The sequence below is a fragment of the Streptomyces sp. NPDC028928 genome, assembly GCF_055564915.1.
In genome coordinates this window covers 278,454-304,676 of the sequence record NZ_JBVHVI010000009.1, presented here as the reverse complement: position 1 = coordinate 304,676, position 26,223 = coordinate 278,454, and the positions used below count along the sequence as shown (strand labels likewise).

Below are 26,223 nucleotides of genomic sequence, written 5' to 3'. Positions count from 1 at the left end.
CCCCCGGCGGCCCGCTCGTACGCATACGGCACACCCGGCCTCAGGACACGAACAGCAGGACCCCCGCCCAACCGGCCGCCAGCACCAGCCCCAGGGCCCACAGCGACCGGCCCCGCTGCCGGCCGTCGGCCGACACGGACGGCCGCAGGCAGGGATCGCGCCACAGAGCGACGATCCCCCCGGCGGCCCGCTCGTACGCATACGGCACACCCGGCCTCAGGACACGAACAGCAGGACCCCCGCCCAACCGGCCGCCAGCACCAGCCCCAGGGGCCACAGCGACCGGCCCCGCTGCCGGCCGTCGGCCGACACGGACGGGCGCAGGGAGGGGTCACGCCACAGGGCGGTGATCTCGGCGGCGGTCCGCTCGTACGGGTGCACGAGCCCGAACCTGCGCTCCAGCCACGGCCAGCGGGGCGCGTGCGCCGACCAGCTGGTGAAGGAGGCCCGCCGGCTGTCCAGCTTCAGCTCGGTGCCGGTGCACGCGACGGTCCTGATGTCGTCCCAGCGCAGCTGCCGGGGGCCGCGCAGCCCGTTGAGCCACAGCCCCTCCCGGTCCGCGGTGATCCGCCAGGCGAGCCACTGGGGCAGCCACAGCGCCCCGGCGAATCCGGCGAGGGCGCAGAGCGTGTGACGCCAGCCGCCGGTCTCGCCCCAGAGGACGACGCCGGCCCACACCACCAGCAGCAGCGCACGGAGCCGGTCCAGCAGCCCCGCCCGCCACTGCCGTACGCCCGCCGGGGCCGTGCCGCCCGTCTCCGTCTCCCGGGTGACGGCCTCCCCTGCGGCTCGCCGCAGCTCGGCGTACGACGCCTCCCGGGCCGCCCGGCGCTTCTCTCCGGCCGGCAGCCGCCGTACCGACACCTCGGACAGCGGCCGCACGGGTCCCGACGACCGTTCCGCCACCGGCGGCGCGTCCGCCGCCTCGGCGGCCGTGACCAGCAGGATCTCGGCGCCGTCGCAGGGCACGCCGTACAGCAGGGCCTCCCGCAGCGGCCCCGGCCCCTCCCGGTCCATCCGCGCCAGGAACTCGTCCAGCTCCTCCTCGGCGTCCTCCCCGGCGGCGTCCTCGGCCTCCGTGACGGCGACCCGGAACAGGGGGCGCAGCGCGGCCGTGTCGTCGGCGGCGAACACCTCCGTGTCGCCGTCGGCGCCCTCCCGCACGAGCACCCGCAGTACGGGCGCCGGCGCCGCGCGCAGGGCGGTGGCCCGGCGGCGGCTCAGCAGCCCGGAGAGCAGCGTGGTCAGGCCCTGGCCCGCGACCAGCCAGGCGAACGCCGGCAGCGCCGCCTCGGACGGGTCGGACGGGTGACCCGGGGTGACGGCGACGGCACCGAGCCCGAGCGCGAGCAGGACGCCTCCGCACACGATGAGGAACCGGCCGCGGGGCAGGGGCCGGCCGGCGTCCGGCAGCGGCGCGGTCATGCCGCCGGCCGCGTCCAGGGCCCGTTCCCGTTGCCGGCGCCGGGCCAGCAGCCGCGGTACGGCCGCCGCCCACACCGAGGCCAGGACGGTCACGGCGGCCGTGGTCTCCGGCCAGGTCATGCCGGGCCGCAGGAGCAGGAGCAGCACCGCGAGCACGGGCGCGGACACCGGGACGATCTCCGGGCGCGCGGACAGCCACAGCGCGTGCAGCGCGAGCAGCGCGGCGGTCCACGGGTGCCATCCGGCGGGCAGCACCAGCAGCCCGGTGGCCGCCACGGCGGCGGACAGCGCGGTCAGCAGGTGCCGGTTCCGGGAGGGCAGGGGCACCCAGCGGGGCGGCAGCGCGTCGAGCCAGCGGCGGGCGTGCTCACCGCTCCAGGAGGGGCAGCCGTCGGGCAGGGCTGCGGCGGGCAGCGGCAGCGGCGGCCGCGGCAGTGGCCCGGGGGTCGTACTCATCACATTCCAGACACTCGACAGCGGCGAACGACGGCACCGCACGCCGGCCGTCCGCCGCAGGGGCCGCGCCCCTCAGCCCACAGCCAGCAGAATCGCCAGCAGCACGGCCCCCGCGACCGCCGGCGCCACCACCTCGTAGGCCCACCGCACGGTGACCTCGCCCTGTGCCGACTCGGCCTCCCCGCGGTGTTCCAGGAGTTCCCGCAGGTCGTCGACGATCTGGTCGGTCTCCGCGCGGGTCGGCCCGGTGTCGGGGCCGCGCAGGCTGAAGCTACCGAGGCCGAGGACGCCGGGTCCGAGGGCTCCGCCCCGGGTGCCCGGTGTCACGCCCCGGGCCGCGTCCGCCGCCGCCCGCTGCTGCCGGCGGGCCGCCTTCTTGCGGGCGCGCAGCGAGACGGGGACGGCCCACATCTGGTACTTGGTGCCGGACTTGGCGACGACCTCGTTGGAGTAGCCGGAGCGCAGGGAGGCGACCTCGCCCCAGGGCAGGGTGATCACCCGCAGCGGGTTGCGGACGCGCAGCCGGTCCTCGTTCGCGAAGACCGCCGGGCGGAGCGTGAAGGCGATGACCACCGGCACGATCAGGATCAGCCCGGCCAGCGCCAGCCACGGGGTCCGGCCGTGTCCCTTGACCAGTGCGTCGAAGCCCAGCCAGAGGACGACCAGGAGCAGCAGCACGCCGCCCGCGAGGCCCAGGGGCGAGCGGTAGATCCGGTCCTTGGCGGCGGACGCCGGAGGCGGTGACGCGGGTGACGGGTGATCCGGGGTGGTCATGGCCCCGATTCTGCACGACACCGCCGACGGCGCGGCCCCGCGCCCGGGAACCGGCGCTCATCCGTGATCTCCCACCCCGTTGTGAGCAGCGGGGGTGTACAGCCGCTACGCGCGTAGATATGCTCGTCTGGTGACCATGCCCACTACCGCACCCACAGCTCACGCTCTCGGGGACGTCACCGCGTCCGACAGCACGCTGCGCCGCTTCCTCCACGGGCTGCCCGGCGTCGACGCGGTCGGCCTGGAGGCGCGCGCCGCGTCTCTCGGCACCCGTTCCATCAAGACCACCGCGAAGGCGTACGCCATCGACCTCGCCATCTCGATGGTCGACCTGACGACGCTGGAAGGCGCGGACACCCCGGGCAAGGTCCGGGCGCTCGGCGCCAAGGCGGTCCATCCCGACCCCACGGACCGTACGACCCCCACGACGGCCGCGGTCTGCGTCTACCCCGACATGGTGGCCGTCGCCAAGGAGGCCGTCGCCGGTTCCGGCGTGAAGGTCGCCTCGGTGGCCACCGCCTTCCCGGCCGGCCGTGCCGCCCTCGATGTGAAGCTGGCCGACGTCCGTGACGCCGTCGCCGCCGGCGCCGACGAGATCGACATGGTCATCGACCGGGGCGCGTTCCTCGCCGGCAAGTACCTGAAGGTGTACGACGAGATCGTCGCCGTGAAGCAGGCCTGCGGGGACAGCGCCCGTCTGAAGGTCATCTTCGAGACCGGCGAGCTGTCGACGTACGACAACATCCGCCGTGCCTCCTGGCTCGGCATGCTGGCCGGCGCCGACTTCATCAAGACCTCGACGGGCAAGGTGGCGGTGAACGCCACGCCCGCCAACACCCTGCTGATGCTGGAGGCGGTCCGCGACTTCCGCGCGCAGACCGGTGTCCAGGTCGGTGTGAAGCCGGCCGGCGGCATCCGCACCAGCAAGGACGCCATCAAGTTCCTGGTCCTGGTCAACGAGACCGCGGGCGAGGACTGGCTGGACAACCACTGGTTCCGCTTCGGCGCCTCCTCGCTCCTGAACGACCTGCTGATGCAGCGTCAGAAGCTGGCCACCGGCCGCTACTCCGGCCCCGACTACGTGACGGTGGACTGATCCCCATGGCATCCGCATTCGAGTACGCACCCGCGCCCGAGTCCCGCTCGGTCGTCGACATCGCCCCCTCGTACGGCCTGTTCATCGACGGCGAGTTCACCGAGGCCGCCGACGGCAAGGTCTTCAAGACGGTCTCCCCGTCGACGGAGGAGGTCCTCTCCGAGGTCGCCCAGGCCGGCACCGAGGACGTCGACCGCGCGGTGAAGGCCGCCCGCAAGGCCTTCGAGAAGTGGTCGGCGCTGCCCGGCTCCGAGCGCGCCAAGTACCTGTTCCGCATCGCGCGGATCATCCAGGAGCGCAGCCGCGAGCTGGCGGTTTTGGAGACGCTGGACAACGGCAAGCCCATCAAGGAGACCCGCGACGCGGACCTCCCGCTGGTGGCCGCGCACTTCTTCTACTACGCGGGCTGGGCCGACAAGCTCGACCACGCCGGCTTCGGCGCGAACCCGCAGCCCCTCGGCGTCGCCGGCCAGGTCATCCCCTGGAACTTCCCGCTGCTGATGCTGGCCTGGAAGATCGCCCCGGCGCTGGCGACCGGCAACACGGTCGTGCTGAAGCCGGCGGAGACCACCCCGCTGAGCGCCCTGTTCTTCGCGGACATCTGCCGCCAGGCCGGCCTGCCCAAGGGTGTCGTCAACATCCTCCCGGGCTACGGCGAGGCGGGCGCCGCGCTGGTCGCGCACCCGGACGTCAACAAGGTCGCCTTCACCGGCTCCACGGCCGTCGGCAAGGAGATCGCCCGCACGGTCGCCGGTACGCGGAAGAAGCTCACCCTCGAACTGGGCGGCAAGGGCGCCAACATCGTCTTCGACGACGCCCCCATCGACCAGGCCGTCGAGGGCATCGTCACCGGCATCTTCTTCAACCAGGGCCAGGTCTGCTGCGCGGGCTCCCGTCTCCTGGTCCAGGAGTCGGTCCAGGACGAGCTGCTGGACTCCCTCAAGCGCCGCCTGTCCACGCTCCGCCTCGGCGACCCGCTGGACAAGAACACCGACATCGGCGCGATCAACTCCGCCGAGCAGCTCGCCCGGATCACCGCGCTGGCCGAGCAGGGCGAGGCGGAGGGCGCCGAGCGCTGGTCCCCGGCCTGCGAGCTGCCGGCCTCCGGCTACTGGTTCGCGCCGACGCTCTTCACGAACGTCACCCAGGCCCACACCATCGCCCGCGACGAGATCTTCGGCCCGGTGCTGTCGGTCCTCACCTTCCGCACGCCGGACGAGGCGGTCGCCAAGGCGAACAACACCCAGTACGGCCTCTCGGCCGGCATCTGGACCGAGAAGGGCTCCCGGATCCTGGCCGTGGCGAACAAGCTGCGCGCGGGTGTCGTCTGGTCCAACACGTTCAACAAGTTCGACCCGACCTCGCCGTTCGGCGGCTACAAGGAGTCGGGCTTCGGCCGCGAGGGCGGCCGCCACGGCCTGGAGGCATACCTCGATGTCTGACCGTCTGAGCGTCTTCAAGACCTACAAGCTGTACGTCGGCGGGAAGTTCCCGCGTTCCGAGAGCGGCCGGGTGTACGAGGTGAGCGACTCCAAGGGCAACTGGCTGGCGAACGCACCCCTCTCCTCCCGCAAGGACGCCCGTGACGCGGTGGTCGCCGCGCGCAAGGCGTTCGGCGGCTGGTCCGGCGCGACCGCCTACAACCGGGGCCAGGTCCTCTACCGCGTCGCGGAGATGCTGGAGGGCCGCAAGGAGCAGTTCGTCCGGGAGGTCGCCGACGCGGAGGGCCTGTCGAAGTCCAAGGCGGCGGCCGTCGTGGACGCGACGATCGACCGCTGGGTCTGGTACGCGGGCTGGACCGACAAGATCGCCCAGGTGATCGGCGGCGCCAACCCGGTCGCGGGCCCGTACTTCAACCTCTCCTCCCCGGAGCCGACCGGCGTGGTCGCCGTCCTGGCCCCGCAGGAGTCGTCCTTCCTCGGCCTGGTCTCGGTCGTGGCCCCGGTGATCGCCACCGGCAACACCGCGGTCGTGATCGCCTCCGAGAAGGCCCCGCTGCCGGCCCTGTCGCTGGGCGAGGTGCTGGCCACCTCCGACGTCCCGGGCGGCGTGGTCAACGTCCTGTCCGGCCGTACGGCGGAACTCGCGGCGCCGCTCGCCGCGCACCAGGACGTCAACGCGATCGACCTCGCGGGCGCGGACGAGGTGCTGGCGAAGGAGCTGGAGATCGCGGCGGCCGACAATCTGAAGCGCGTCCTGCGTCCACAGGCTGTGGATTACTTCGAGACGCCCGGGACCGAGCGGATGACGGCGTTCCTGGAGACGAAGACGGTGTGGCATCCGACGGGGTCGCTCGGCGCGTCGGGGTCTTCTTACTGACGGGATCCGGGCGGGGAGCTGCTGTCGTCTGCCGGGTGCGGGTTCGCCTCGGCTGAGCGCGCAGTTCCCCGCGCCCCTTCGGGCGCTTTCAGTGACCCAGCGCTCCCAAGGCCTGCCCCAGCACCGGGACGCTACCCAGGGACGGGGCCTGGGCCAGGGGGCGGGTCAGGGTCTGGGAGCCGACCGGCTGGAAGTCGGCCAGCTGGGTGCCCACCCCGTTGTCCAGCGGGTCGACGCCCGTGCCGGCCAGCGGGTTGGGCTTGAGGCCGGCGACCGGGCCGGTGACGTAGCCGACGATGCCCGTCGCGGCGCGCATGCCGGCCTGCGGGTCGATGTTGCCCATGTCGACGGGGCGGTAGTTGACGCCCACGCCGGGGATCGAGTCGGCGGACGCCGTGCCCGCGCCCGCGCCCAGGGCCGCTCCGGCGGTCACGAGGGCGATCAGGGCGCGCTGCGCGGTCGGGTGCTCGGAAGAGGTGTGTCGGGCCATCGCTGGTGCCACCTTCTGGTGCGCAGGGTAATGCGGTCGACACGTAGGGTAGTTGAGGTGAGACTCACGCTCAAAAGCCGACCCGCGGGGTCGGCAGGGCGCCCCCCATGCGTCAAACTGGTGTTCCGTGAGCATTCATCCCCCGCCCCCCGCCCGTGTCGTGCTGCTGTGCGGCCCCTCGGGCTCGGGCAAGTCACTTGTCGCCGCCCGTTCCGGGCTCCCCGTGCTGCGCCTGGACGACTTCTACAAGGAGGGTGACGACCCGACTCTGCCCCTGGTGGAGGGGAGTTCGGACATCGACTGGGACCACCCGGAGTCGTGGGACGCGGACGTCGCGGTCGAGGCCATCCTCCGGCTGTGCGCGACGGGGTCGACCCCGGTGCCGGTGTACGACCTCGCGCTGAGCGCCCGCACCGGCGAGGAGACGTTGCACATCGGGCGTACCCCGCTGTTCATCGCGGAGGGCATCTTCGCCGCGGAGATCGTCGAGCGCTGCCGGGAGCTGGGTGTGCTCGCGGACGCGCTGTGCCTGTCGCGCGGCCCGGTCACCACCTTCCGGCGGCGCTTCGTGCGCGATCTGAGGGAGGGCCGTAAGTCGGTGCCGTTCCTGCTGCGCCGCGGCTGGCGGCTGATGCGGGCGGAGCGGTCGATCGTCGCCCGCCAGGTGTCCCTCGGCGCGCACCCGTGCGACCGGGACGAGGCGCTGGGCCGGCTGGCGGCAGCGGCGGACCGGCAGGTGCGCCAGGAGGCGGCGGCGTAGCGTCCGTAGGCAGGGAAGCGGGGAACACGAAAGCGGGACTGGCAGGGCCCCCCGGCCTACCAGTCCCGTTCCTGTTGCTCCCCCGTTTTCCCCCGTACCGCTCCCCCGTTTTCCCCCGAAGGCCCGCCCCCCAGCGGTCCCCCGTGGTCCCCCCCTGATCCCCCGTTTTCCCCCGTCCCCCCGGACCTTCAGGCGACCAGTTCGCCGAAGGCGTCCTCCTGGTCACGGCCGAAGCTGAGGACCTCGTCCTCGCGCAGCCGGCGCAGCGAGCGCCAGATGCTGGACTTCACCGTGCCGACACTGATGCCGAGGATCTCCGCGATCTCCGGGTCCGTGCGGCCCTCGTAGTAGCGCAGGACCAGCATGGTGCGCTGGAGTTCGGGCAGCCGGGCCAGCGCCTGCCACAGGACCGCGCGCAGCTCGGTGCCGCGCATCGCGTCCGTCTCGCCGGGCGTCTCCGGCAGTTCCTCGGTCGGGTACTCGTTGAGCTTGCGGCGCCGCCAGGCGCTGATGTGCAGGTTGGTCATGGTGCGGCGGAGGTATCCGCCGACCGCCGCCTTGTCGCTGATCCGCTCCCAGGCCTTGTACGTCGAGAACAGCGCGCTCTGCAGCAGGTCCTCGGCCTCGAAACGGTCGCCGGTCAGGTGGTAGGCGGTGGCGTACAGGGAGGCGCGGCGCTCCTGGACGTAGGCGGTGAACTCCGCCTCCGTCAGCGAGCGGCGCTCCCCCGAGTCCTCCCTGTACGCGGCTCCCCCGTGAGCATCCCCCCGGCCGTCGACCACCGTCATATAGGCGGTGTGCTGACGCCCGGTGCCGCGAGCGCACCCCCGCCCGCTCACGGCACCGGACTTCTCGGATCCCCGGTGCACGTCGTGCAGACGCGTGACCACTGCGCTGGTGCTGATGCTGTGCAGCGTGTTCATCTCGCGCTCCCCGTCGTGGACTTCCGGTGAATCGGTCTTGCCGGGCCGGTTCCGGCTGCCCGTCCGGCCCGTGACCAAAAGACTGCCGGGATCACTTCATGGCCGTGTCCGCCGACTGTCACAGACCTGTCACAGGGGTCCCGCCCAGGCCGGTCACACACGGCGCACAGGTGACGGCGCCAGGGCAACCCCGCCGACAGGAGATGGCCGGGAGGTCGTACGGCACCCCCTCCATGGGCCAGAATGAGCCCGTGCCTTCCCTGTTGCTGATCGAGGACGACGACGCCATCCGTACGGCCCTGGAGCTCTCCCTGACGCGCCAGGGACACCGGGTGGCCACCGCTGCCAGCGGCGAGGACGGTCTGAAGCTGCTGCGCGAGCAGCGGCCGGACCTGATCGTGCTGGATGTGATGCTGCCCGGCATCGACGGGTTCGAGGTGTGCCGGCGCATCCGGCGCACCGACCAGCTGCCGATCATCCTGCTGACCGCGCGCAGCGACGACATCGATGTGGTGGTCGGGCTGGAGTCCGGCGCCGACGACTACGTCGTCAAGCCCGTCCAGGGGCGGGTGCTGGACGCCCGGATCCGGGCCGTGCTGCGGCGCGGTGAGCGCGAGTCCAGCGACTCGGCGACCTTCGGCAGCCTCGTCATCGACCGCTCGGCGATGACCGTGACGAAGAACGGCGAGGACCTCCAGCTGACCCCGACCGAGCTGCGGCTGCTGCTGGAGCTGAGCCGGCGGCCCGGTCAGGCGCTGTCCCGGCAGCAGCTGCTGCGGCTGGTGTGGGAGCACGACTACCTCGGTGACTCGCGCCTGGTCGACGCGTGTGTGCAGCGGCTGCGCGCCAAGGTCGAGGACGTCCCCTCGTCCCCGACGCTGATCCGTACCGTCCGTGGTGTCGGCTACCGCCTGGACGCGCCTCAGTGACCGACGAGCAAGGGGGGCTGCGCGGCTGGGCCGCGGGGCGCAAGGGAAGTCTGTCACGGCTCAGGTTCACCAGCCTGAGGCTGCGTCTGGTACTGGTCTTCGGTCTGGTCGCGCTCACCGCCGCGGTGTCGGCGTCGGGCATCGCCTACTGGCTCAACCGGGAGGCGGTGCTCACCCGCGCCCAGGACGCGGTGCTGCGCGACTTCCGGCAGGAGATGCAGAACCGCGCGGGCGCGCTGCCGGAGCATCCGACGCAGGACCAGTTGCAGCGCGCGGCAGGCCAGATGGCCGCCAGCAGCCAGCGCTTCAGCGTGCTGCTGGTCGCCGAGGACGCCGACGGCAAGACGGTGTACGGCAACTCGGGCGGCATCAACGGCTTCGCGCTGGAGGACGTGCCCGAGTCGCTGCGCACCGCCGTGACCAAGCGGCAGAAGGTGACCGACTCCAACAAGGAGCCGTACCACCTGTACTGGCAGCGGGTCGTGGACCACGGCACGCCGTACCTGGTCGCCGGTACGCGCGTCATCGGCGGCGGTCCGACCGGCTACATGGCGAAGTCGCTGGAGCCGGAGGCCAAGGACCTCAACTCGCTGGCCTGGTCGCTGGGCATCGCCACCGGGCTCGCGCTGATCGGTGCCGCGCTGCTCGCGCAGGCCGCCGCCACGACCGTGCTGAAGCCGGTGCACCGGCTCGGCGTGGCCGCCCGGAGCCTCGGCGAGGGCAAGCTGGACACCCGGCTGCGGGTCTCCGGCACCGATGAACTCGCCGATCTGTCCCGGACGTTCAACAACGCGGCCGAGGCACTGGAGCAGCGGGTCGCGGAGATGGCCGCGCGGGACGAGGCGTCCCGCCGCTTCGTGGCCGACATGAGCCATGAGCTGCGTACCCCGCTCACCGCCATCACCGCCGTCACGGAGGTGCTGGAGGAGGAGCTGGAGGCGGAGACCGGGAGCATGGACCCGATGATCGAGCCGGCCGTACGGCTGGTGGTCAGCGAGACCCGGCGGCTGAACGACCTGGTCGAGAACCTGATGGAGGTCACCCGCTTCGACGCGGGCACCGCCCGGCTGGTCCTGGACGACGTCGACGTCGCCGACCAGATCACCGCCTGCATCGACGCCCGGGCCTGGCTGGACGCGGTCGAGCTGGACGCCGAGCGCGGCATCCACGCCCAGCTGGACCCGCGCCGCCTGGACGTCATCCTCGCCAACCTGATCGGCAACGCGCTCAAGCACGGCGGCTCGCCGGTGCGGGTGTCGGTCCGGGAGGCGGACGATTCGGTCGAGATCCAGGTCCGCGACCACGGGCCCGGCATCCCCGAGGACGTCCTGCCGCACGTCTTCGACCGCTTCTACAAGGCGAGCGCCTCCCGCCCGCGCTCCGAGGGCAGCGGCCTCGGCCTGTCCATCGCCCTGGAGAACGCCCACATCCACGGCGGTGAGATCACCGCGGCCAACTCCCCGGAGGGCGGCGCGGTGTTCACCCTGCGGCTGCCACGCGACGCCTCGCGGCTGACCGAGGAGGGCGACGAAGGACCCAAGGACACCAGCACCGACAGAGACAGAGACAGCTCAGGAGAGGAGGGGTCATGACCGTACGACGGCTGCTGGCGCTGCCCCTCCTGGGCGCGCTGCTCACCGGCTGCGGCATCCGGGCCACGGAGGTACCGACCGACTTCGGGCCGGCGCCGTCCCGGGTGCCGTGCACGCTGGCCGGGCCCGACCTGTCCACGGAGGCCGGCCGGGGGGTGCCGGTCCAGGTCTTCCTGCTGTGCGGGGCGTCCCTGGTGGCCGTCGACCGGGCCGTGCGGGTCCCGGAGGGCACCCCGGACGCCAAGCGCCGGGTGATAGTGGCGCAGGGGCTGCTGGACCAGCTCGCGAAGTCGCCGTCCCCCGCGGAGCGCTCCGCGGGGTACACGACGTATGTGCCGGGCGGCCTCGGGGTGAGCGGGCCCCGCCCGAAGGACCCCGAGGACACCCTCCGCCTCAGCACGGCACCCTCGCGGCTCACCTCCTACGCCCTGGCCCAGCTGGTGTGCACGCTGTCCGACTCGGCGGCCACGGAGGACGACGGCTCGGTCATCCTGGGCGGCCCCGACGGCCCCCTCCGCCGCTACGAGTGCACGGACGACCTCCGCGACCACCCGGGCAGCACGCAGCCGCCTTCCGGCGAGGTGGCGGGCGCCTAGCGGAGGCGCGCCGCGCGCTGCGGCCGGCCGAATGTTTCCATGGCGGAACCAATCATGCCGACCCCCGCGTCTAGGGGTTCGTGCAGCGTCAAGGCTCCATCGGCGGCAGCGCCGCGATCCGCGTCCGTGTGACAGGGGGTGTCCTCCTCGTCGCACACCTCGCCCTCGTCGCCTGGCTGATGCTGCGTCCCCTGGACGTCCCCTGGGTGATGCCCCCGAACCTGCGACCACTGGCCGGCATCAGGGCCGACCTGGCGCTCGGCTGGCCCGGGGCCGCCAGACCCCTCGGCGAGGGTCTCGCGCTGCTCGCGCCGCTGGGCGTGCTGCTGCCGATGGCCCACGGCAGGCTCACCGTCTCACCGCTCGCGTCCCTGCTCCGTACGGCCGCGGCCGGCGCGCTGATCTCCCTGGGCATCGCCCTGTTGCAGACGGGTGTGCCGGGCCGCGTCGTGGACGTCGACTCGCTGCTGCTGAACACGGCGGGCGTCGTCCTGGCCCACCTGGCCGTCGTACCGGCGGGCCGGGCCTGGCTGCGGCGGCGGGACGCGCGGGAACCCGGCGCGGCCGGGACGGCGGTCACCGTCCAGGAGGAGCTGTCTCAGGGCCGTACCCCGACGATTCCCAGGGTCGGGATCGCCCCTTAGAGTGACGCTTCGTCCCGTTCGTCTCCGTACCGTTGAAGGCAGTCGAGGTCCCGCACAGGGGCCCGCCACCGGCTCGCATCGTCAGCGGGCCGACGACCACGGAGGAGCCGACATGACCGCCCTTGCCCGCCCCACCCACGGCCGCGTGATCGGCGGAGTCTGCGCCGCACTGGCCCGGCGCTTCGGCACCTCGGCCACGACCATGCGGGTGATCTTCCTGGTGTCCTGCCTGCTGCCGGGCCCGCAGTTCCTGCTCTACATAGCGCTGTGGCTGTTGCTGCCGTCCGAGGACAAGGCCCGTACGGCCTGGTGAGTCCGGGCGCGGGTACGCCACGGGGGCGCGTCCGGACATGCCGGAGCGCCCCGCGCGTCGTACGGAAGCCGGGCTCAGCCGACCGGGACCCCGTTGATCGGCACGCCGTGCGTGGGCAGGCCCTTCAGCGGCAGTCCGCCGAGCAGGCCGGCGACCGGCTTGGTCGGGCCCTCGGCGACGACGCTCTCGGCGACGGGCTGCGCGGCGCGCGCCCCCGTCTTGGCGGCCGGCAGCGCCGCGGCGACACCGCGCTTGGCGACGGGCTTCAGCGTCTTCACCGCGCCGCTGTCCGGCAGCGCCTCGATGACCTGCTCGGGCGGCAGCGTCCTGGTGACGGTGTCCAGCGTCTGGCCGGCGTCCGGGCTGGCCGGGGCCGCGGTCGCCGCGCCCGCGCCGGCGGCGGCGAAAGCGGCGCCGAGGGCGGCGACACCGAGGGTCTTGGCAGCAGACTGCTTCATGGTGAATGCGTCCTTGCATGCGGAGACGGGAGATCACAAACGATCTGAGCGGTCCACGACCGTAAACATCCCGGGCCGCCCGCCGCAAACACCGAAATGCGGACGCCTTGTGAAAGTACGTCCGCATTCCGAGCCGGTAAACACCGATGACTACGCCTCCGAACCGACAGAACCGCTGGTAGACGCGGTCTGCCGGAACAGCCATTCGGATTTCAGCTCGGCATATCCGGGCTTGATGACGTCATTGATCATCGCGAGTCGTTCATCGAAAGGAATGAACGCTGATTTCATCGCATTGACGGAGAACCACTGAAGGTCGTCCAGCGTGTAACCGAACGCCTTGACCAGGTGCTCGAATTCCCGGCTCATGGTGGTGTGCGACATCAGCCGGTTGTCGGTGTTCACGGTGGCCCGGAAGTGCAGCCGGCGCAGCAGCCCGATGGGGTGCTCGGCGTAGGAGGGCGCGGCTCCGGTCTGCAGGTTGGAGCTGGGGCACAGCTCCAGCGGGATCCGCTTGTCGCGGACGTAGGAGGCGAGCCGGCCGAGCTTGACCGAGCCGTCCTCGCGGACCTCGATGTCGTCGATGATCCGCACCCCGTGGCCGAGCCGGTCGGCGCCGCACCACTGCAGCGCCTGCCAGATCGACGGCAGCCCGAAGGCCTCGCCGGCGTGGATGGTGAAGTGGTTGTTCTCCCGCTTGAGGTACTCGAAGGCGTCCAGGTGCCGGGTGGGCGGGTAGCCGGCCTCGGCGCCCGCGATGTCGAAGCCGACCACGCCCGCGTCCCGGTAGCGGTTGGCGAGTTCGGCGATCTCCAGGGAGCGGGCCGCGTGCCGCATGGCGGTCAGCAGGGCGCCGACCCGGATCCGGTGCCCGTTCTCCCGGGCCAGCCGCTCGCCCTGCCGGAACCCCTCGTTGACGGCCTCGACCACCTCTTCCAGGGTCAGGCCCGCGTCGAGGTGCTGTTCGGGCGCGTACCGCACCTCGGCGTAGACGACGCCGTCCTCGGCGAGGTCCTCGGCGCACTCCCGGGCGACCCGGACCAGCGACTCCCTGGTCTGCATCACGCCGACGGTGTGCCGGAAGGTCTCCAGATACCGCTCCAGCGAGCCGGAGTCGGCGGCCTCCTGGAACCAGATCCCGAGCTTGTCCGGGTCGGTCTCGGGCAACTCGGAGTAGCCGGTCTCGCGGGCGAGGTCGACAACGGTGCCCGGGCGGAGCCCGCCGTCGAGATGATCGTGCAGCAGTACCTTGGGCGCCCGGCGGATCTGGTCCTCTGTGGGGGCGTTCCCGGTCGGTGCGGTCTGGCTCGTCATTTCCGCACTCTAACGCCTACGCGCGTAGAGGGCCCGGTGCGCGCGGCAGCTGTTTCCCGGCGCTTTTCCGTCGATACGCAACGGTGACCCCACGGACGGGTTTGGTACACCGCGCCTTCTGACACTGTTCTGTCATGGGACAGCAAGCGACGCCGGTCCGAACGGCCAGGCTGGGAAGGGCAGTCGGCCGGGAGCCGACGTCGGTGAGCGGAGCGGTGCTGCTGCTCCCCGGCGGGGAGGAGGTCTCCGTCCGCCGGCCGTCCCCCGTCCGGGCGATGACCCTCATCCGCTCCCTGGGCCGCGCGCTCGCCCGCGCGGGCCGGACCGAGGGGCTGGTCGTCCATCCCGTCCACTACCGCTACCGCGGCTGGAACGGCAGCGAGGCCCATCTGGCGGCGGACGCCGAGTGGGCCGCCGACGAGGTCGTACGACGGTACGGGGACGTGCCCGTGTGCCTGGCCGGCGTCGACATGGGCGGACGCGCGGCGCTCCGGACCGGCGGTCACGAGGCCGTCAACTCCGTGGTGGCACTGGCTCCCTGGCTGCCGGAGGAGGACGTCGCCGCGCCGGCCGAGCCGGTGAAACAGCTGGTCGGGCGCCGAGTGCTGATCGCGCACGGCACGAACGACGAACGGACCGATCCCGAGCTGTCGTTCCGGTTCGCGGCGCGGGCGAAGAAGGTGAACCGGGAGGTGTGCCGGTTCGAAGTGCACTCCGACGGACACGGGTTGCACGGGCACCGGGACGAGGTGCTGTGTCTGGCGGTGGATTTCGTGATGGGCGCGTTGTTCGGACACCGCGTGTCCCGCCCTGTCGAGGACGCGTTGGCCGCGCCGCCGCCGATCGGGCTCCGGATGCCGTTGGCCGCGGGGTTCGGGAAGTCGTTGAAGCGGTAGGGGGCGGCGGGTGCCGCGGTGTTCGGGGCGCGGGTGCGTCGTGGCGTGTCGCCCAGTTCCATCGCGTCCCTGGGTCGGCTGCCCCTAGGCGGGAAGCAGGTTGCCCCTTCTCGAGAGCAGGAACTTCTTGAAGGCGGCCACCGGCGGGGTGTCCGGGCGGTCCGCCAGCCAGGCCACGCCGATCTCGCGGGCCGCTCTCGGGGCCGTGACCGTCAGTTCCACCACTCCCGGGCGGGGGACGGTCGGCGGGGGCAGGAGGGCCACGCCCAGGCCCGCCGCCACCAGGCCCCGCAGGGTTTCCGCCTCCTCGCCCTCGAAGGCGACCCTCGGGCGGAAGCCCGCCTGGCGGCACAGGTCGTCGGTGATGCGGCGGAGGCCGTAGCCGGGTTCGAGGGTGACGAAGGTTTCCTCGGCGGCCTCGGCCAGGCGGATGCGGCGGCGGGCCGCCAGGCGGTGGTCGGCGGGGACGACCAGGCGGAGCTTCTGCTCGTCCAGGCGGCGGGCGACCAGGTCGGGGGCGTCGGGGACCGGTGAGGTGAGGCAGAGGTCCAGTTCGCCGGCGCGCAGCCGCTCCAGCATCGCCTCGCCGTAGTTCTGGACCAGGCTGAAGCGGACGCGCGGGTGGTCGGCGCGGAAGGCGTGCAGCAGTCCGGGTACGGTCTCGGCGCCCATGGTGTGCAGGAAGCCGAAGGCGACCTTGCCGGTGGCCGGGTCGGCGTCCGCGCGGACCTCCTCGACGGCTCGCTCGACCTCGGCGAGGGCCCGTTCGACGGAGGCGAGGAAGGTGCGGCCGGCGGTGGTCAGCGAGACCGTGCGGCCGTGCCGGGCGAACAGGTCGACGCCCAGGTCCTGCTCCAGGCGGACCATCGCCCGGGACAGCGTGGACTGGGGGACGTTCATCTCGTGCGCGGCCCGGGTGACGTGCTCGGTGCGGGCCACGCCGGCGAAGTAGGCGAGGCGGGGCGCGAGCAACCTCGACATCTCAGCCGTGTCTTCTGTGTCACCGGACGGTGACAGTCGAGCCTGTGAGCTTTGCTGATGCGCCATGGGAACGATTATCGCCATTCCATGCATTGGACGCATGAGAGAGGTCGTACGTACGGTCGAGGCATGTCTCCCGCCAGTACCGGGGCGTCCACCAGCGTGGGCGCCGTCCCGTCCGTGTCCTCCTCCGACGTCGACTCCGACTCCCGTATGACCCCGGGCGGTCCCGGCTACCGCCGGATGAGCCTCGCCCTCTTCCTCGCCGGCGTCGCGACCTTCGCCCTCCTGTACTCCACGCAGGCGCTGCTGCCGTTGATCTCCGGGGAGTTCGGGGTCGCGGCGAGCGAGGCGAGCTGGACCGTGGCGGCCGCGACCGGCGGACTGGCCCTGTTCGTCCTGCCCATGAGCGCCCTGTCGGAGCGCTTCGGGCGCCGTACGGTGATGACGGCCTCGCTGGCCGTCGCCGTCACCGTCGGCATGCTGGTGCCCTTCGCCCCCTCGCTCGGCGCGCTGGTGGTGCTGCGCGGGGTGCAGGGCGCGGCGCTGGCCGGGTTGCCGGCCTCGGCGACCGCGTACCTGGCCGAGGAGGTGCGGCCGAAGGCACTGGTCACGGCGATCGGGCTGTTCGTGGCCGGCAACAGCGTCGGCGGTATGAGCGGCCGGGTCATCACCGGCTGGGTCGCGCAGGAGTGGGGCTGGCGGATCTCGGTCGGTGTGATCGGCGCGCTGGCGGTCGCGTGCGCGGTGGCGTTCCGGCTGCTGCTTCCGGCCCCGAAGCACTTCACGGCGGGCTCGCTGCGCCCGCGGGTGCTGCTCGGCACGGTCCGCGGTCACCTCTCCGACCCGCTGCTGCGCCGCCTGTACGCGATCGGCGCGCTGTTCATGACGGTGTTCGGCGGGGTCTACACGGTGATCGGCTACCGGTTGACGGCGGCGCCGTTCGGGCTGCCGCAGGGCATCGTGGGCTCGATCTTCCTGGTCTACCTGGTGGGTACGGTGTCCGCGTCCACGGCGGGCCGGCTGGTGGGCCGGTTCGGCCGCCGGGGCGCGCTGTACCTGGCGGGCGGTACGACGGCGGCGGGTCTGCTGCTGTCCCTGACCGCCTCCCTCGTCCTGGTCCTGCTGGGCCTGGTGCTGATCACGGCGGGCTTCTTCGCCGGGCACGCGGTGGCGTCGTCGGCGGTCAGCAAGACGGCCACGCACGGCCGCGCCCAGGCGTCGGCGCTGTACCAGTCCGCGTACTACATCGGCTCCAGCGTCGGCAGCACGGTCGGCGCGCTGGCCTTCCACGCGGACGGCTGGAGCGGCACGGTCGGCGTCGGTCTCCTCGCGGTCCTCGGTGTCGTCACGATCACCGTCCTGGGCTCGCGGGCGGCCCGGGTGGCGGCCCGGCGGGAGCCGGTGGGCGCGCACTGAGCCGGCACACGCCGCTCGTCTGCCGAAAGCAACCACTCTGAGCTGGGCTTTCTCCGACTCCGGGGGCCATTGTCAGTGGGCTGCGGTAGCTTCCCAAGTGCTGGGGCGCGAAGGGGCGCTACAGGGAACGGCCACAGGGGTGGGTGGACGATGGGCAACAGCACGGCGACGGCGGATCTCGACGTCGCACTGGAGAAGCACCGGACCGAGCTGACCGGGTACTGCTACCGGATGCTCGGCTCCTCCTTCGAGGCCGAGGACGCGGTGCAGGACACCCTGGTGCGGGCCTGGCGGAGCTACGACAAGTTCGAGGGCCGTTCCAGCCTGCGCTCGTGGCTGTACCGGATCGCGACGAACGTGTGCCTGGACATGCTGGCGGCGGGCAACAAGCGGGCGCGGCCGATGGACCTGACGGACTCGACGCCCCTCGCCCGGGCGGCGCTCTCCCCGCGCCCGGACAACACCTGGCTGGAGCCGATGCCGGACGCGCGCGTGCTGCCGACCGTGGAGGACCCGGCGGAGGCCGCGGTCGCCAAGGAGTCGGTCCGGCTCGCCTTCATGGCGGCCCTGCAGCAGCTGCCGCCCAAGCAGCGGGCGGTGCTGATCCTGCGGGAGGTGCTCGCGTGGAAGGCGAGCGAGGTGGCCGAGCTGCTGGGCACCTCGGTCGCCTCGGTGAACAGCGCGTTGCAGCGGGCCCGGGCCACGCTCGCGGAGCGGGGGGACGCGGGCGCCGATGGCGCGGTGTCCGACCCGCTGGACGAGGAGCAGCAGAAGCTCCTGGAGCGGTACGTCAAGGCCTTCGAGGGCTATGACATGACGGCGCTGACGGCGCTGCTGCACGAGGACGCCATCATGACGATGCCGCCGTTCGACCTGTGGCTGCGCGGCACCGCCGACATCACCGGTTTCATGACCACCCTCGGCGCGTCCTGTGCCGGTTCCCGCCTGCTGCCGGTCCAGGCCAACGGCCTGCCGGGCTTCGCGCACTACAAGCCGGACCCGGAGAACGGCGGGTTCACCCCGTGGGCGGTGCAGGTGCTGGAGATCTCAGAGGGCCGGATCACCGGATTCCACTGCTTCCTCGACACCCAGCGCTGGTTCCCGCTCTTCGGTCTGCCCCTCCACCTGGAAGCGGAGCCCGACGAGGTCGAGAAGGGCGTGTAGCGCGGGATCGGCGTCCCGCAGCCGGATCCGCCCGCCGGCCCGGCGGGCGGCCAGCTCCAGCCGGGCGAGCAGATCGACGGCCGCGAGCCCCGGCGGCCCGAGACCGCCCACATCACACACGACCACCCGGGCCCCACCGCCCTCCAGCAACGCCCGGACCTCGGCACAGAGCCCGGGCACCGCGTCACGGCGAACGGGCCCGGGCAGCACCAGCACGGCGGGGGTCTCGGCATCCACGTCCGGTAGACCGAGGGGGCGGGCGGAACTCATCGGAGTACGTCCGGGCGTCTCGGGGATCACATTGACCGGTTCACCGCCCGCCCCGCAGGGTTGGCCCTGTGGCGGGGGTGCTGAGCGGGTTCGCGGTGATCGCGGTCGTCATCGGGGTGGGCTATGTGCTCGGGCGGCGCGGGACGCTCGGCGCACAGGGCGGCGAGGTGCTGACGCGCCTCGCCTTCAGCCTGGCCGGTCCCGCGCTCCTCTTCACGACCCTCGCGCGTGCCGACCTCTCGGTCCTCTTCTCCGCCCGCCTGCTGGTGACGGCCCTCAGTACGGCCGCGGCCGCCGGGGTGTTCGTCGCGGCGGGTGTCGTACGGCGCTGGGGGGTGGGCCGTACGACGATCGGTGCGCTGTGCTCCGGTTACGTCAACTCGGGCAACCTCGGCATCCCGATCGCCGCGTATGTGCTGGGCGACGCGTCCCTGGTCGCGCCGGTGCTGCTCTTCCAGGTCGTGCTGGTGACGCCGGTCGCCCTCACGGTGCTGGACCTGTCCGGCACGGGCGCGAAGGGGACGGTGTGGCGGCGCCTGCTGACACCGTTGCGGAATCCGATAGCCGTCGGATCCGTGTCCGGGGTGGTGGTGTCGGCGGTGGGCTGGCAGCTGCCCGGCCCGCTCCTGAACCCCCTCACCGTGCTCGGCGACATGTCCGTCCCGGCGGCCCTGCTGGCCTTCGGCATGTCCCTGCACGGCAACCCGGCACCCGGCCGGGGGCGGGACAGCCGCCTGGTCCTGCTGTCCGTCGTGCTGAAGTCGCTGGTCCAGCCGCTGGTGGCGTGGGCGCTGGCGCGCGCCGTCTTCGGCCTGCACGACGCCGCCCTGCTGGGCGTGGTGGTGACCGCGGCCCTCCCCGGCGCCCAGAACCTCTTCACCTACGCCAGCCGCTACCGCGTGGCCGAGTCCCTGGCCCGCGAGTCGGTGCTCTTGTCGACGGTGGTGTCGGTGCCGGTGCTGGTGGGGGTGGCGGCGGTGTTGGGGTGACGCCGGTCAGTCGACGGGGAACTCGCCGGTGTCGATGGTGAGGTCGAGCGGTTCCGGCAGCTCGATGGGATCGCCGAACTTGACCGCTTTGAGGACCCGGTAGACGTCGCCCTTGGGCTCCCCGTAGAGGGTCGCGGTGGGGCCTCCGGGAGCCCAGCGGTCGACAAGGAAGTAAAGCGGGATCCCCGCGGTGGCGTACGCGGCGGCCTTGCTGACACGGTCGTGGCGCGCGTTGGACCTGGAGGTCACCTCGACGACGAGTTCGGCGAGGGCCGCGGGGATGTAGGAGTCCGTCTCCGGAGGCTCCTGCACCGGGGTCACCAGCAGGTCCGGGATGAACATGCCCAGCCGTGACGGCACGGCGATCGACTGGGTCTGGAAGATCTCCCAGTCCTCAGGGATCACGGAGTAGAGGCGACGCTGGATGCGGGCCGCGATCACGTTGTGGCGGAACGCGGGAGTGGGTGACACGGTGATGATCCCCTCGATGATCTCCACCTTGCTGCCCTCGGGCCATTCCATCTCCTCCCAGTACCGGACGAGGTCGTCCCAGTTCTGGTCGGGGTCCTGGCTGACGGTGAGTGCGCTCACGGCGGTCTCCTATCGGTGCGTCACCGATCCCAGCATGCCGAACGGGACCGGCGGCGGTCCACCGGTCCCGTTCACTCGAAAGGGAAATCCCCTGGTCAGGCGATACGTTCCAGCACCACCGGCGTGGCCTGGAAGGCCGTGCCCGGGGCCGCGATGTCGTACGAGCCCTCCACCGCCTGGAGCGCGTACTCGAAGCGCTCGGGGGTGTCCGTGTGCAGGGTCAGCAGGGGCTGGCCCTCGGTCACCGTGTCGCCCGGCTTGGCGTGCATCTCGATGCCCGCGCCCGCCTGCACCGGGTCCTCCTTGCGAGCGCGGCCGGCGCCCAGACGCCAGGCGCCGACCCCGATGTCGTACGCGTCGAGGCGGGTCAGGACACCGGACGACGGGGCCTTGACGACGTGCTGTTCCTTCGCCGTGGGCAGCTCGGCGTCCGGGTCGCCGCCCTGCGCCGCGATCATCCGGCGCCAGACGTCCATCGCCGAGCCGTCGGCCAGGGCCTTGGCGGGGTCGGCGTCCTTGATGCCCGCCGCGTCGAGCATCTCGCGGGCCAGGGCGATCGTCAGCTCGACCACGTCCGCCGGGCCGCCGCCCGCCAGGACCTCCACCGACTCGCGGACCTCCAGGGCGTTGCCCGCGGTGAGGCCCAGCGGGGTGGACATGTCGGTCAGCAGCGCGACCGTCTTCACGCCGTGGTCGGTGCCCAGGCCCACCATCGTGGAGGCCAGCTCGCGGGCGTCCTCGATCGTCTTCATGAAGGCGCCCGAGCCGACCTTCACGTCCAGCACCAGGGAGCCGGTGCCCTCCGCGATCTTCTTGGACATGATGGACGAGGCGATCAGCGGGATCGCCTCGACCGTGCCGGTGACGTCACGCAGGGCGTACAGCTTCTTGTCCGCGGGGGCCAGGCCGTCGCCCGCCGCGCAGATCACCGCGCCGGTGGTGTCCAGGACGTGCAGCATCTCCTCGTTGGAGAGCAGCGCGCGCCAGCCGGGGATCGACTCCAGCTTGTCGAGGGTGCCGCCGGTGTGGCCGAGGCCCCGGCCGGAGAGCTGCGGGACGGCCGCGCCGCAGGCCGCCACGAGGGGTGCCAGCGGGAGGGTGATCTTGTCGCCGACGCCGCCCGTGGAGTGCTTGTCGGCGGTCGGGCGGGACAGCGAGGAGAAGTCCATGCGCTCGCCGGAGGCGATCATGGCCGCGGTCCAGCGGGCGATCTCGCGGCGGTTCATGCCGTTCAGCAGGATCGCCATGGCGAGCGAGGACATCTGCTCGTCGGCGACCTCGCCGCGGGTGTACGCGTCGATGACCCAGTCGATCTGCTCGTCGGTCAGCTCGCCGCGGTCCCGCTTGGTGCGGATCACGGAGATGGCGTCCATGGCCATGGCGGGTGTGGTTCCTTCCGGGAGGTGCGAAGTGTGCGGCCCCCCTGCGAGCGGGGCAGGGGGGCCGTACGGCATTACTGGGTGAGATGGCCCGGGCCGAAGGCCTGGGGGAGCATCTCGGAGAGCGGGAGGACCCCCTCGGGGGTGTCCAGGAGCAGGTCCGGGCCGCCGAACTCGTAGAGCAGCTGGCGGCAGCGGCCGCACGGGACCAGCAGGCCGCCGGTGCCGTCCACGCAGGTGAAGTGCGTCAGACGGCCCCCGCCGGTGCGCTGGAGGTCGGAGACCAGGCCGCACTCGGCGCACAGGCCGAGGCCGTAGGAGGCGTTCTCCACGTTGCAGCCGGTGACCGTGCGGCCGTCGTCGACCAGGGCCGCGACCCCGACCGGGAAGCCGGAGTACGGGGCGTAGGCGTGGGACATCGCCTCCCGCGCCACCTCCCGCAGCGCCTCCCAGTCGAAGTCGGCGGCTTCCTGGGTCACTTGCCCTGGCCCTTCCGGTAGCGCATGCCGTCCGCCTTCGGCATCCGCAGGCGCTGCGCCGAGAGGGACAGCACGAGCAGGGTGACGACGTACGGGGTGGCGCCCACGAAGTCGCTCGGGACCTCGTCGGTGAGCAGGTACCAGACCAGGACCAGCGCGGCCATGACGGCGCTGACCACACCCTGCACGAGGGCCTTCTTGTACAGCTTCCAGCCGGCCAGCAGCGCGAGCAGGACGACCAGCAGCAGGAGCAGGGCGTGGACGGTGACGCCGCCGTTGCGGAGCTGGAGCGCGTCGGAGTAGCCGAACAGGCCCGCGCCCATCGCCAGGCCGCCGGGGCGCCAGTTGCCGAAGATCATCGCGGCGAGACCGATGTAGCCGCGGCCTCCGGTCTGGCCCTCCAGGTAGGTGTGCGAGGTGACCAGCGCCAGGAAGGCGCCGCCGAGGCCGGCGAGGCCGCCGGAGATGGCCACGGCCGCGTACTTGTACTGGTAGACGTTGACGCCGAGGGACTCCGCGGCGACCGGGTTCTCACCGCAGGAGCGCAGCCGCAGCCCGAACGGGGTGCGCCACAGCAGCCACCAGCTGCCGACGAACAGCAGCACGGCGAGGATCGTGACCACGGACAGGTTGGTGATCAGACCGCCGATGATGCCGGCGAGGTCGGAGACCAGGAACCAGTGGTGCTTCTCGATGGAGGCGAGGCCGTCCGAGAGGCCGGGGATGGTGACGTCCGGCAGCGAGTCCGCGGGCGGGGACTGCTTGGGGTTGCCGCCCGCCTCCGCGGCCTTGCCCTCGGCGAAGAACAGCTTGGCCAGGTACTGGGTGGCGCCGAGCGCGAGCAGGTTGACGGCGACACCGGAGACGATGTGGTCGACGCCGAAGGTGACGGTGGCGACGGCGTGCACCAGGCCGCCGAGGACACCGAAGCCGATGCCGCACAGCAGGCCCAGCCAGGGGCTGGACTGCCAGCCGACCCAGCCGGCGCCGAAGGTGCCGAGGATCATCATGCCCTCGAGGCCGATGTTGACCACGCCGGCCCGCTCGGACCACAGGCCGGCGAGTCCGGCGAGGCCGATCGGTACGGCGAGGCCGAGGGCGGCGGCGACCTGTCCGGCGGAGTCGAGCTGGTTGGCGCCGGTGATCATGCGGACGGCGGCCAGGAGCAGCAGCGCACCCGCGACGATCATGAGGGTCAGCCCGAGGGAGCGGCCGGAGCGCTGGGGGGCGCCCGACGCCTTGGGAGCCGCGGGCGGCGGCGCGTCGGTCATCGTGGCAGTCATCACGCCACCTCCTGCTTCTTCGTCGCGGCGGCGGCCTGCGCGGCGAGTTCGGCGCCGACCTTCTGCTGCTGGCGCTTCATGCCGTAGCGGCGTACGACCTCGTAGGCGATGACGACGCACAGCACGATGACGCCCTGGATGACGCCGAGGATTTCCTTGTCGTAGCCCTGGAATTCCAGGTGGTTGGTGGTGCGCTCCAGGAAGCCCCAGAGCAGGGCGCCGAGCGCGATGCCGATCGGGTGGTTGCGGCCGAGCAGCGCGATGGCGATGCCCGTGAAGCCGATACCGGCCGGGAAGTCGTTGCTGAACTGGTGGCTGTCGTTCAGCAGGGTCGGCATGCCGATCAGACCGGCCACCGCACCCGAGATGATCATGCTGGTGGCGACCATCTTCTTCACGGAGACACCGCTGGCGCCGGCCGCGCTCTCGGACTGGCCGACGGTGCGCAGGTCGAAGCCGAACCGGGTGCGGCCGAGCACGAACCAGTACGCGACGCCGACGACCGCGGCGATGACGATGAAGCCCCACAGCTCACCGGCGGGGCCGGTGTCGAAGCTGAAGAAGTACGAGGACGACGGCAGCGGCTTGGTGGAGACGAGGGTGCCGGCCTGGTCCAGCTGGCCGAGCTTTCCGGGCTGGAGCAGGTAGGCGATGATCGCGGTGGCGATCGAGTTCAGCATGATGGTCGCGATGACCTCGCTGACACCCCGGGTCACCTTGAGGATGCCGGCGATGGCCGCCCACAGGGCGCCGGTCGCCATGGCGCAGATCATGATCAGCGGGATGGCGATCCAGCCGGGCACGGTGAGCGCCCCGCCGAGGACGGCGGCGATGAACGCGGCGAGCCGGTACTGGCCGTCGACACCGATGTTGAACAGGTTCATGCGGAAGCCGATGGCCACCGCGACACCCGCGAGGTAGTAGGTCGTCGCCTTGTTCAGGATGTAGACCTGGCTGTCGCTGGCGAAGCCGTAGGTCACCATGTCGCTGAAGGCGTCGCCGGGGTTCTTGCCGGTTGCGAGGATCACCAGGGTGGTGACGACGAGCGCGGCGACGACCGCGAGCAGCGGCGCGGCGATGCCGAGGAGCATCCGCTCCTTGTCGATGCGTTGGGTCAGCTTGTTCATCGCTCGTCGTCCTCTGTGTGCTCCAGGTGGCCGGTGGCCGCACCCGTCATGGCGGAGCCCAGCTCTTCGGGGGTGATCGTGGCGGGGTCGGCGTCGGCGACCAGACGGCCGCGGTACATCACCCGCAGGGTGTCGGAGAGGCCGATCAGCTCGTCCAGGTCGGCGGAGATCAGCAGTACGGCCAGGCCCTCGCGGCGGGCCTCGCGGATGTAGTCCCAGATGGCCGCCTGCGCGCCGACGTCCACACCGCGGGTGGGGTGGGCGGCGATGAGCAGCTTGGGGTTGTGGCTCATCTCGCGGCCGACGATCAGCTTCTGCTGGTTGCCGCCGGACAGCGAGGCCGCGGTGACGTCGATACCGGGGGTGCGGACGTCGTAGGCCTCGACGATCCGCTGGGTGTCGGCGCGGGCCGCCTTGAGGTCGAGCAGTCCGCCGCGCGAGTTGGGCTTCTCGGTGACGTGGCCGAGGATGCGGTTCTCCCACAGCGGTGCTTCCAGGAGCAGGCCGTGGCGGTGGCGGTCCTCGGGGATGTAGCCGATGCCGGACTCGCGGCGGTGGCGGGTTGGGGCGTGGGAGATGTCGGTGCCGTCGAGGGTGACGACGCCGGCGTCCGGGTGACGCATGCCCATGATCGCCTCGACCAGTTCGGACTGGCCGTTGCCCTCCACGCCGGCGATGCCGAGGACCTCGCCCTTGTGGATGGTGAAGGAGATCTCGTCCAGGATGATCCGCTCGACGCCGTCGAGGTCGGTCTGCGTCAGGTGCAGGCCGTCCACCTTCAGCATCGGCACGTCCGTGACCGTGGACTCCTGGGTCTCCGGGGTGGGCAGTTCGCTGCCGACCATCAGCTCGGCGAGCTGCTTGGGGGTGGTGCCGCGCGGGTCGACGGTGCCGACGGTGGTGCCGCGCCGGATGACGGTGATCTCGTCGGCGACGGAGAGCACCTCGCCCAGCTTGTGCGAGATGAAGATGACGGTGAGGCCCTCGGCCTTGAGTTCGCGCAGGTTGTCGAAGAGGGCGTCGACCTCCTGCGGCACGAGGACGGCGGTGGGCTCGTCCAGGATGAGGGTCTTGGCGCCGCGGTAGAGGACCTTGAGGATCTCCACGCGCTGGCGGTCGGCGACACCGAGTTCCTCGACCAGGGCGTCGGGGCGGACGCCGAGGCCGTAGGCGTCGGAGATCTCCTTGATCTTGGCGCGGGCCTTGCCCCCGATGCCGTACAGCTTCTCCGCGCCGAGGACGACGTTCTCCAGCACGGTGAGGTTGTCGGCGAGCATGAAGTGCTGGTGCACCATGCCGATGCCGCGGGCGATGGCGTCGCCGGGGTTGTGGAAGACGACCTGTTCGCCGCCGACGGTGATGGTGCCCTCGTCCGGCTGCTGCATGCCGTAGAGGATCTTCATCAGGGTGGACTTGCCGGCGCCGTTCTCACCGCACAGGGCGTGGACGGTGCCCGAACGGACCGTGATGTCGATGTCGCGGTTGGCGACGACGCCGGGGAAACGCTTGGTGATGCCGCGCAGTTCGACGGCAGCGGGAGGGCTGGACGCGTTGAT

The 26,223-nt window shown here is 72.0% G+C and carries 28 protein-coding genes; 13 read left to right on the top strand and 15 right to left on the bottom strand.

Annotated features, from left to right (window positions below):
- Nucleotides 1–40 precede the first annotated feature (40 nt).
- The 3 genes from ACZ4U1_RS23275 to ACZ4U1_RS23265 all read right to left on the bottom strand — a co-directional run bounded on the left by ACZ4U1_RS23275 (nt 41) and on the right by ACZ4U1_RS23265 (nt 2,655).
- On the bottom strand, nt 41–208 hold the full coding sequence (locus tag ACZ4U1_RS23275; protein WP_467905612.1) for a hypothetical protein: 168 nt from the start codon (nt 206–208) through the stop codon (nt 41–43).
- A gap of 8 nt (nt 209–216) precedes the next feature.
- Nucleotides 217–1,881 carry a hypothetical protein gene (locus ACZ4U1_RS23270; RefSeq protein WP_467905610.1) on the bottom strand — a complete coding sequence of 555 codons (1,665 nt, stop codon included), beginning with the start codon at nt 1,879–1,881 and terminating at the stop codon, nt 217–219.
- 72 nt (nt 1,882–1,953) lie between these two features.
- The gene (locus ACZ4U1_RS23265) at nt 1,954–2,655 is read right to left on the bottom strand and encodes a PH domain-containing protein (RefSeq protein WP_467905608.1); all 702 of its coding nucleotides are present in this window, start codon (nt 2,653–2,655) and stop codon (nt 1,954–1,956) included.
- A 136-nt stretch (nt 2,656–2,791) separates the two neighbouring features.
- Here ACZ4U1_RS23265 and deoC point away from each other — a divergent pair, with 136 nt between their 5' ends.
- From deoC to ACZ4U1_RS23250, 3 genes are read left to right on the top strand one after another with little or no spacing between them, the layout of a single operon-like run.
- The gene (gene deoC, locus ACZ4U1_RS23260; RefSeq protein ID WP_467905724.1) at nt 2,792–3,751 is read left to right on the top strand and encodes a deoxyribose-phosphate aldolase; all 960 of its coding nucleotides are present in this window, start codon (nt 2,792–2,794) and stop codon (nt 3,749–3,751) included.
- A 5-nt stretch (nt 3,752–3,756) separates the two neighbouring features.
- The gene (locus ACZ4U1_RS23255; RefSeq protein ID WP_467905606.1) at nt 3,757–5,193 is read left to right on the top strand and encodes an aldehyde dehydrogenase family protein; all 1,437 of its coding nucleotides are present in this window, start codon (nt 3,757–3,759) and stop codon (nt 5,191–5,193) included.
- Nucleotides 5,186–6,070, top strand: a complete 885-nt coding sequence (locus ACZ4U1_RS23250) for an aldehyde dehydrogenase family protein (RefSeq protein WP_467905604.1) — start codon at nt 5,186–5,188, stop codon at nt 6,068–6,070. The genes ACZ4U1_RS23255 and ACZ4U1_RS23250 overlap by 8 nt, the downstream gene beginning before the upstream one ends.
- A gap of 88 nt (nt 6,071–6,158) precedes the next feature.
- On the opposite strand, the gene ACZ4U1_RS23245 is transcribed toward ACZ4U1_RS23250, so the two are convergent.
- Entirely contained in the window at nt 6,159–6,560 is a 402-nt protein-coding gene (locus tag ACZ4U1_RS23245; RefSeq protein WP_467905602.1) for a hypothetical protein, read from the bottom strand.
- Nucleotides 6,561–6,720: 160 nt separating this feature from the next.
- Between ACZ4U1_RS23245 and ACZ4U1_RS23240 the strand changes: the two genes are divergently transcribed.
- Nucleotides 6,721–7,320, top strand: coding sequence for a uridine kinase family protein (locus ACZ4U1_RS23240; RefSeq protein ID WP_467905723.1), 600 nt, complete (start codon nt 6,721–6,723; stop codon nt 7,318–7,320).
- 188 nt (nt 7,321–7,508) lie between these two features.
- Here the strand turns inward: ACZ4U1_RS23240 and ACZ4U1_RS23235 are convergent, their stop codons facing one another.
- Nucleotides 7,509–8,243, bottom strand: coding sequence for a SigE family RNA polymerase sigma factor (locus ACZ4U1_RS23235; RefSeq protein ID WP_467905601.1), 735 nt, complete (start codon nt 8,241–8,243; stop codon nt 7,509–7,511).
- Between the two features lie 251 nt (nt 8,244–8,494).
- Between ACZ4U1_RS23235 and afsQ1 the strand changes: the two genes are divergently transcribed.
- The 5 genes from afsQ1 to ACZ4U1_RS23210 all read left to right on the top strand — a co-directional run bounded on the left by afsQ1 (nt 8,495) and on the right by ACZ4U1_RS23210 (nt 12,317).
- Complete coding sequence (gene afsQ1 / locus ACZ4U1_RS23230) at nt 8,495–9,172, top strand: two-component system response regulator AfsQ1 (protein WP_031024517.1); 678 nt, start codon at nt 8,495–8,497, stop codon at nt 9,170–9,172.
- On the top strand, nt 9,169–10,764 hold the full coding sequence (locus ACZ4U1_RS23225) for an ATP-binding protein (protein ID WP_467905599.1): 1,596 nt from the start codon (nt 9,169–9,171) through the stop codon (nt 10,762–10,764). The genes afsQ1 and ACZ4U1_RS23225 overlap by 4 nt, the downstream gene beginning before the upstream one ends.
- Complete coding sequence (locus tag ACZ4U1_RS23220) at nt 10,761–11,360, top strand: hypothetical protein (RefSeq protein ID WP_467905597.1); 600 nt, start codon at nt 10,761–10,763, stop codon at nt 11,358–11,360. The genes ACZ4U1_RS23225 and ACZ4U1_RS23220 overlap by 4 nt, the downstream gene beginning before the upstream one ends.
- Before the next feature lie 80 nt (nt 11,361–11,440).
- Nucleotides 11,441–12,004 (top strand): VanZ family protein, encoded by a 564-nt coding sequence (locus ACZ4U1_RS23215; RefSeq protein ID WP_467905596.1) that lies wholly within the window; start codon nt 11,441–11,443, stop codon nt 12,002–12,004.
- Nucleotides 12,005–12,116: 112 nt separating this feature from the next.
- Entirely contained in the window at nt 12,117–12,317 is a 201-nt protein-coding gene (locus tag ACZ4U1_RS23210; RefSeq protein WP_356151172.1) for a PspC domain-containing protein, read from the top strand.
- Between the two features lie 74 nt (nt 12,318–12,391).
- On the opposite strand, the gene ACZ4U1_RS23205 is transcribed toward ACZ4U1_RS23210, so the two are convergent.
- Both ACZ4U1_RS23205 and ACZ4U1_RS23200 read right to left on the bottom strand, forming a co-directional pair.
- Nucleotides 12,392–12,775, bottom strand: a complete 384-nt coding sequence (locus ACZ4U1_RS23205) for an ATP-binding protein (RefSeq protein WP_467905594.1) — start codon at nt 12,773–12,775, stop codon at nt 12,392–12,394.
- A gap of 150 nt (nt 12,776–12,925) precedes the next feature.
- Entirely contained in the window at nt 12,926–14,089 is a 1,164-nt protein-coding gene (locus ACZ4U1_RS23200) for an adenosine deaminase (RefSeq protein ID WP_467905593.1), read from the bottom strand.
- Nucleotides 14,090–14,223: 134 nt separating this feature from the next.
- Between ACZ4U1_RS23200 and ACZ4U1_RS23195 the strand changes: the two genes are divergently transcribed.
- Nucleotides 14,224–14,985: an alpha/beta hydrolase gene (locus ACZ4U1_RS23195; protein ID WP_467905591.1), complete on the top strand. Its 762-nt coding sequence runs from the start codon at nt 14,224–14,226 to the stop codon at nt 14,983–14,985.
- 84 nt (nt 14,986–15,069) lie between these two features.
- Here ACZ4U1_RS23195 and ACZ4U1_RS23190 read toward each other — a convergent pair whose 3' ends face one another.
- Nucleotides 15,070–16,032 carry a LysR family transcriptional regulator gene (locus tag ACZ4U1_RS23190; RefSeq protein WP_467905589.1) on the bottom strand — a complete coding sequence of 321 codons (963 nt, stop codon included), beginning with the start codon at nt 16,030–16,032 and terminating at the stop codon, nt 15,070–15,072.
- A 63-nt stretch (nt 16,033–16,095) separates the two neighbouring features.
- Here ACZ4U1_RS23190 and ACZ4U1_RS23185 point away from each other — a divergent pair, with 63 nt between their 5' ends.
- Together ACZ4U1_RS23185 and ACZ4U1_RS23180 are read left to right on the top strand one after the other, a co-directional pair.
- The gene (locus ACZ4U1_RS23185) at nt 16,096–17,385 is read left to right on the top strand and encodes an MFS transporter (protein WP_467905588.1); all 1,290 of its coding nucleotides are present in this window, start codon (nt 16,096–16,098) and stop codon (nt 17,383–17,385) included.
- 150 nt (nt 17,386–17,535) lie between these two features.
- Entirely contained in the window at nt 17,536–18,549 is a 1,014-nt protein-coding gene (locus tag ACZ4U1_RS23180) for a sigma-70 family RNA polymerase sigma factor (protein WP_467905587.1), read from the top strand.
- Here ACZ4U1_RS23180 and ACZ4U1_RS23175 read toward each other — a convergent pair.
- Nucleotides 18,433–18,819 (bottom strand): STAS domain-containing protein, encoded by a 387-nt coding sequence (locus tag ACZ4U1_RS23175; RefSeq protein ID WP_467905586.1) that lies wholly within the window; start codon nt 18,817–18,819, stop codon nt 18,433–18,435. The two genes, ACZ4U1_RS23180 and ACZ4U1_RS23175, sit on opposite strands and share 117 nt — an antisense overlap.
- Before the next feature lie 68 nt (nt 18,820–18,887).
- On the opposite strand from ACZ4U1_RS23175, the gene ACZ4U1_RS23170 reads away from it, so the two are divergent.
- Entirely contained in the window at nt 18,888–19,808 is a 921-nt protein-coding gene (locus tag ACZ4U1_RS23170) for an AEC family transporter (RefSeq protein ID WP_467905584.1), read from the top strand.
- A 6-nt stretch (nt 19,809–19,814) separates the two neighbouring features.
- Here the strand turns inward: ACZ4U1_RS23170 and ACZ4U1_RS23165 are convergent, their stop codons facing one another.
- The 6 genes from ACZ4U1_RS23165 to ACZ4U1_RS23140 form a co-directional block, all read right to left on the bottom strand.
- On the bottom strand, nt 19,815–20,399 hold the full coding sequence (locus ACZ4U1_RS23165) for a Uma2 family endonuclease (RefSeq protein WP_467905582.1): 585 nt from the start codon (nt 20,397–20,399) through the stop codon (nt 19,815–19,817).
- 95 nt (nt 20,400–20,494) lie between these two features.
- Nucleotides 20,495–21,772 carry a thymidine phosphorylase gene (locus ACZ4U1_RS23160; RefSeq protein ID WP_467905722.1) on the bottom strand — a complete coding sequence of 426 codons (1,278 nt, stop codon included), beginning with the start codon at nt 21,770–21,772 and terminating at the stop codon, nt 20,495–20,497.
- A gap of 80 nt (nt 21,773–21,852) precedes the next feature.
- The gene (locus ACZ4U1_RS23155) at nt 21,853–22,257 is read right to left on the bottom strand and encodes a cytidine deaminase (RefSeq protein WP_467905581.1); all 405 of its coding nucleotides are present in this window, start codon (nt 22,255–22,257) and stop codon (nt 21,853–21,855) included.
- Nucleotides 22,254–23,540 carry an ABC transporter permease gene (locus ACZ4U1_RS23150; RefSeq protein ID WP_467905579.1) on the bottom strand — a complete coding sequence of 429 codons (1,287 nt, stop codon included), beginning with the start codon at nt 23,538–23,540 and terminating at the stop codon, nt 22,254–22,256. The genes ACZ4U1_RS23155 and ACZ4U1_RS23150 overlap by 4 nt, the downstream gene beginning before the upstream one ends.
- Complete coding sequence (locus ACZ4U1_RS23145; RefSeq protein WP_467905578.1) at nt 23,540–24,667, bottom strand: ABC transporter permease; 1,128 nt, start codon at nt 24,665–24,667, stop codon at nt 23,540–23,542. The genes ACZ4U1_RS23150 and ACZ4U1_RS23145 overlap by 1 nt, the downstream gene beginning before the upstream one ends.
- Nucleotides 24,664–26,190: an ABC transporter ATP-binding protein gene (locus ACZ4U1_RS23140; RefSeq protein WP_467905721.1), complete on the bottom strand. Its 1,527-nt coding sequence runs from the start codon at nt 26,188–26,190 to the stop codon at nt 24,664–24,666. The genes ACZ4U1_RS23145 and ACZ4U1_RS23140 overlap by 4 nt, the downstream gene beginning before the upstream one ends.
- Nucleotides 26,191–26,223: the final 33 nt, after the last annotated feature.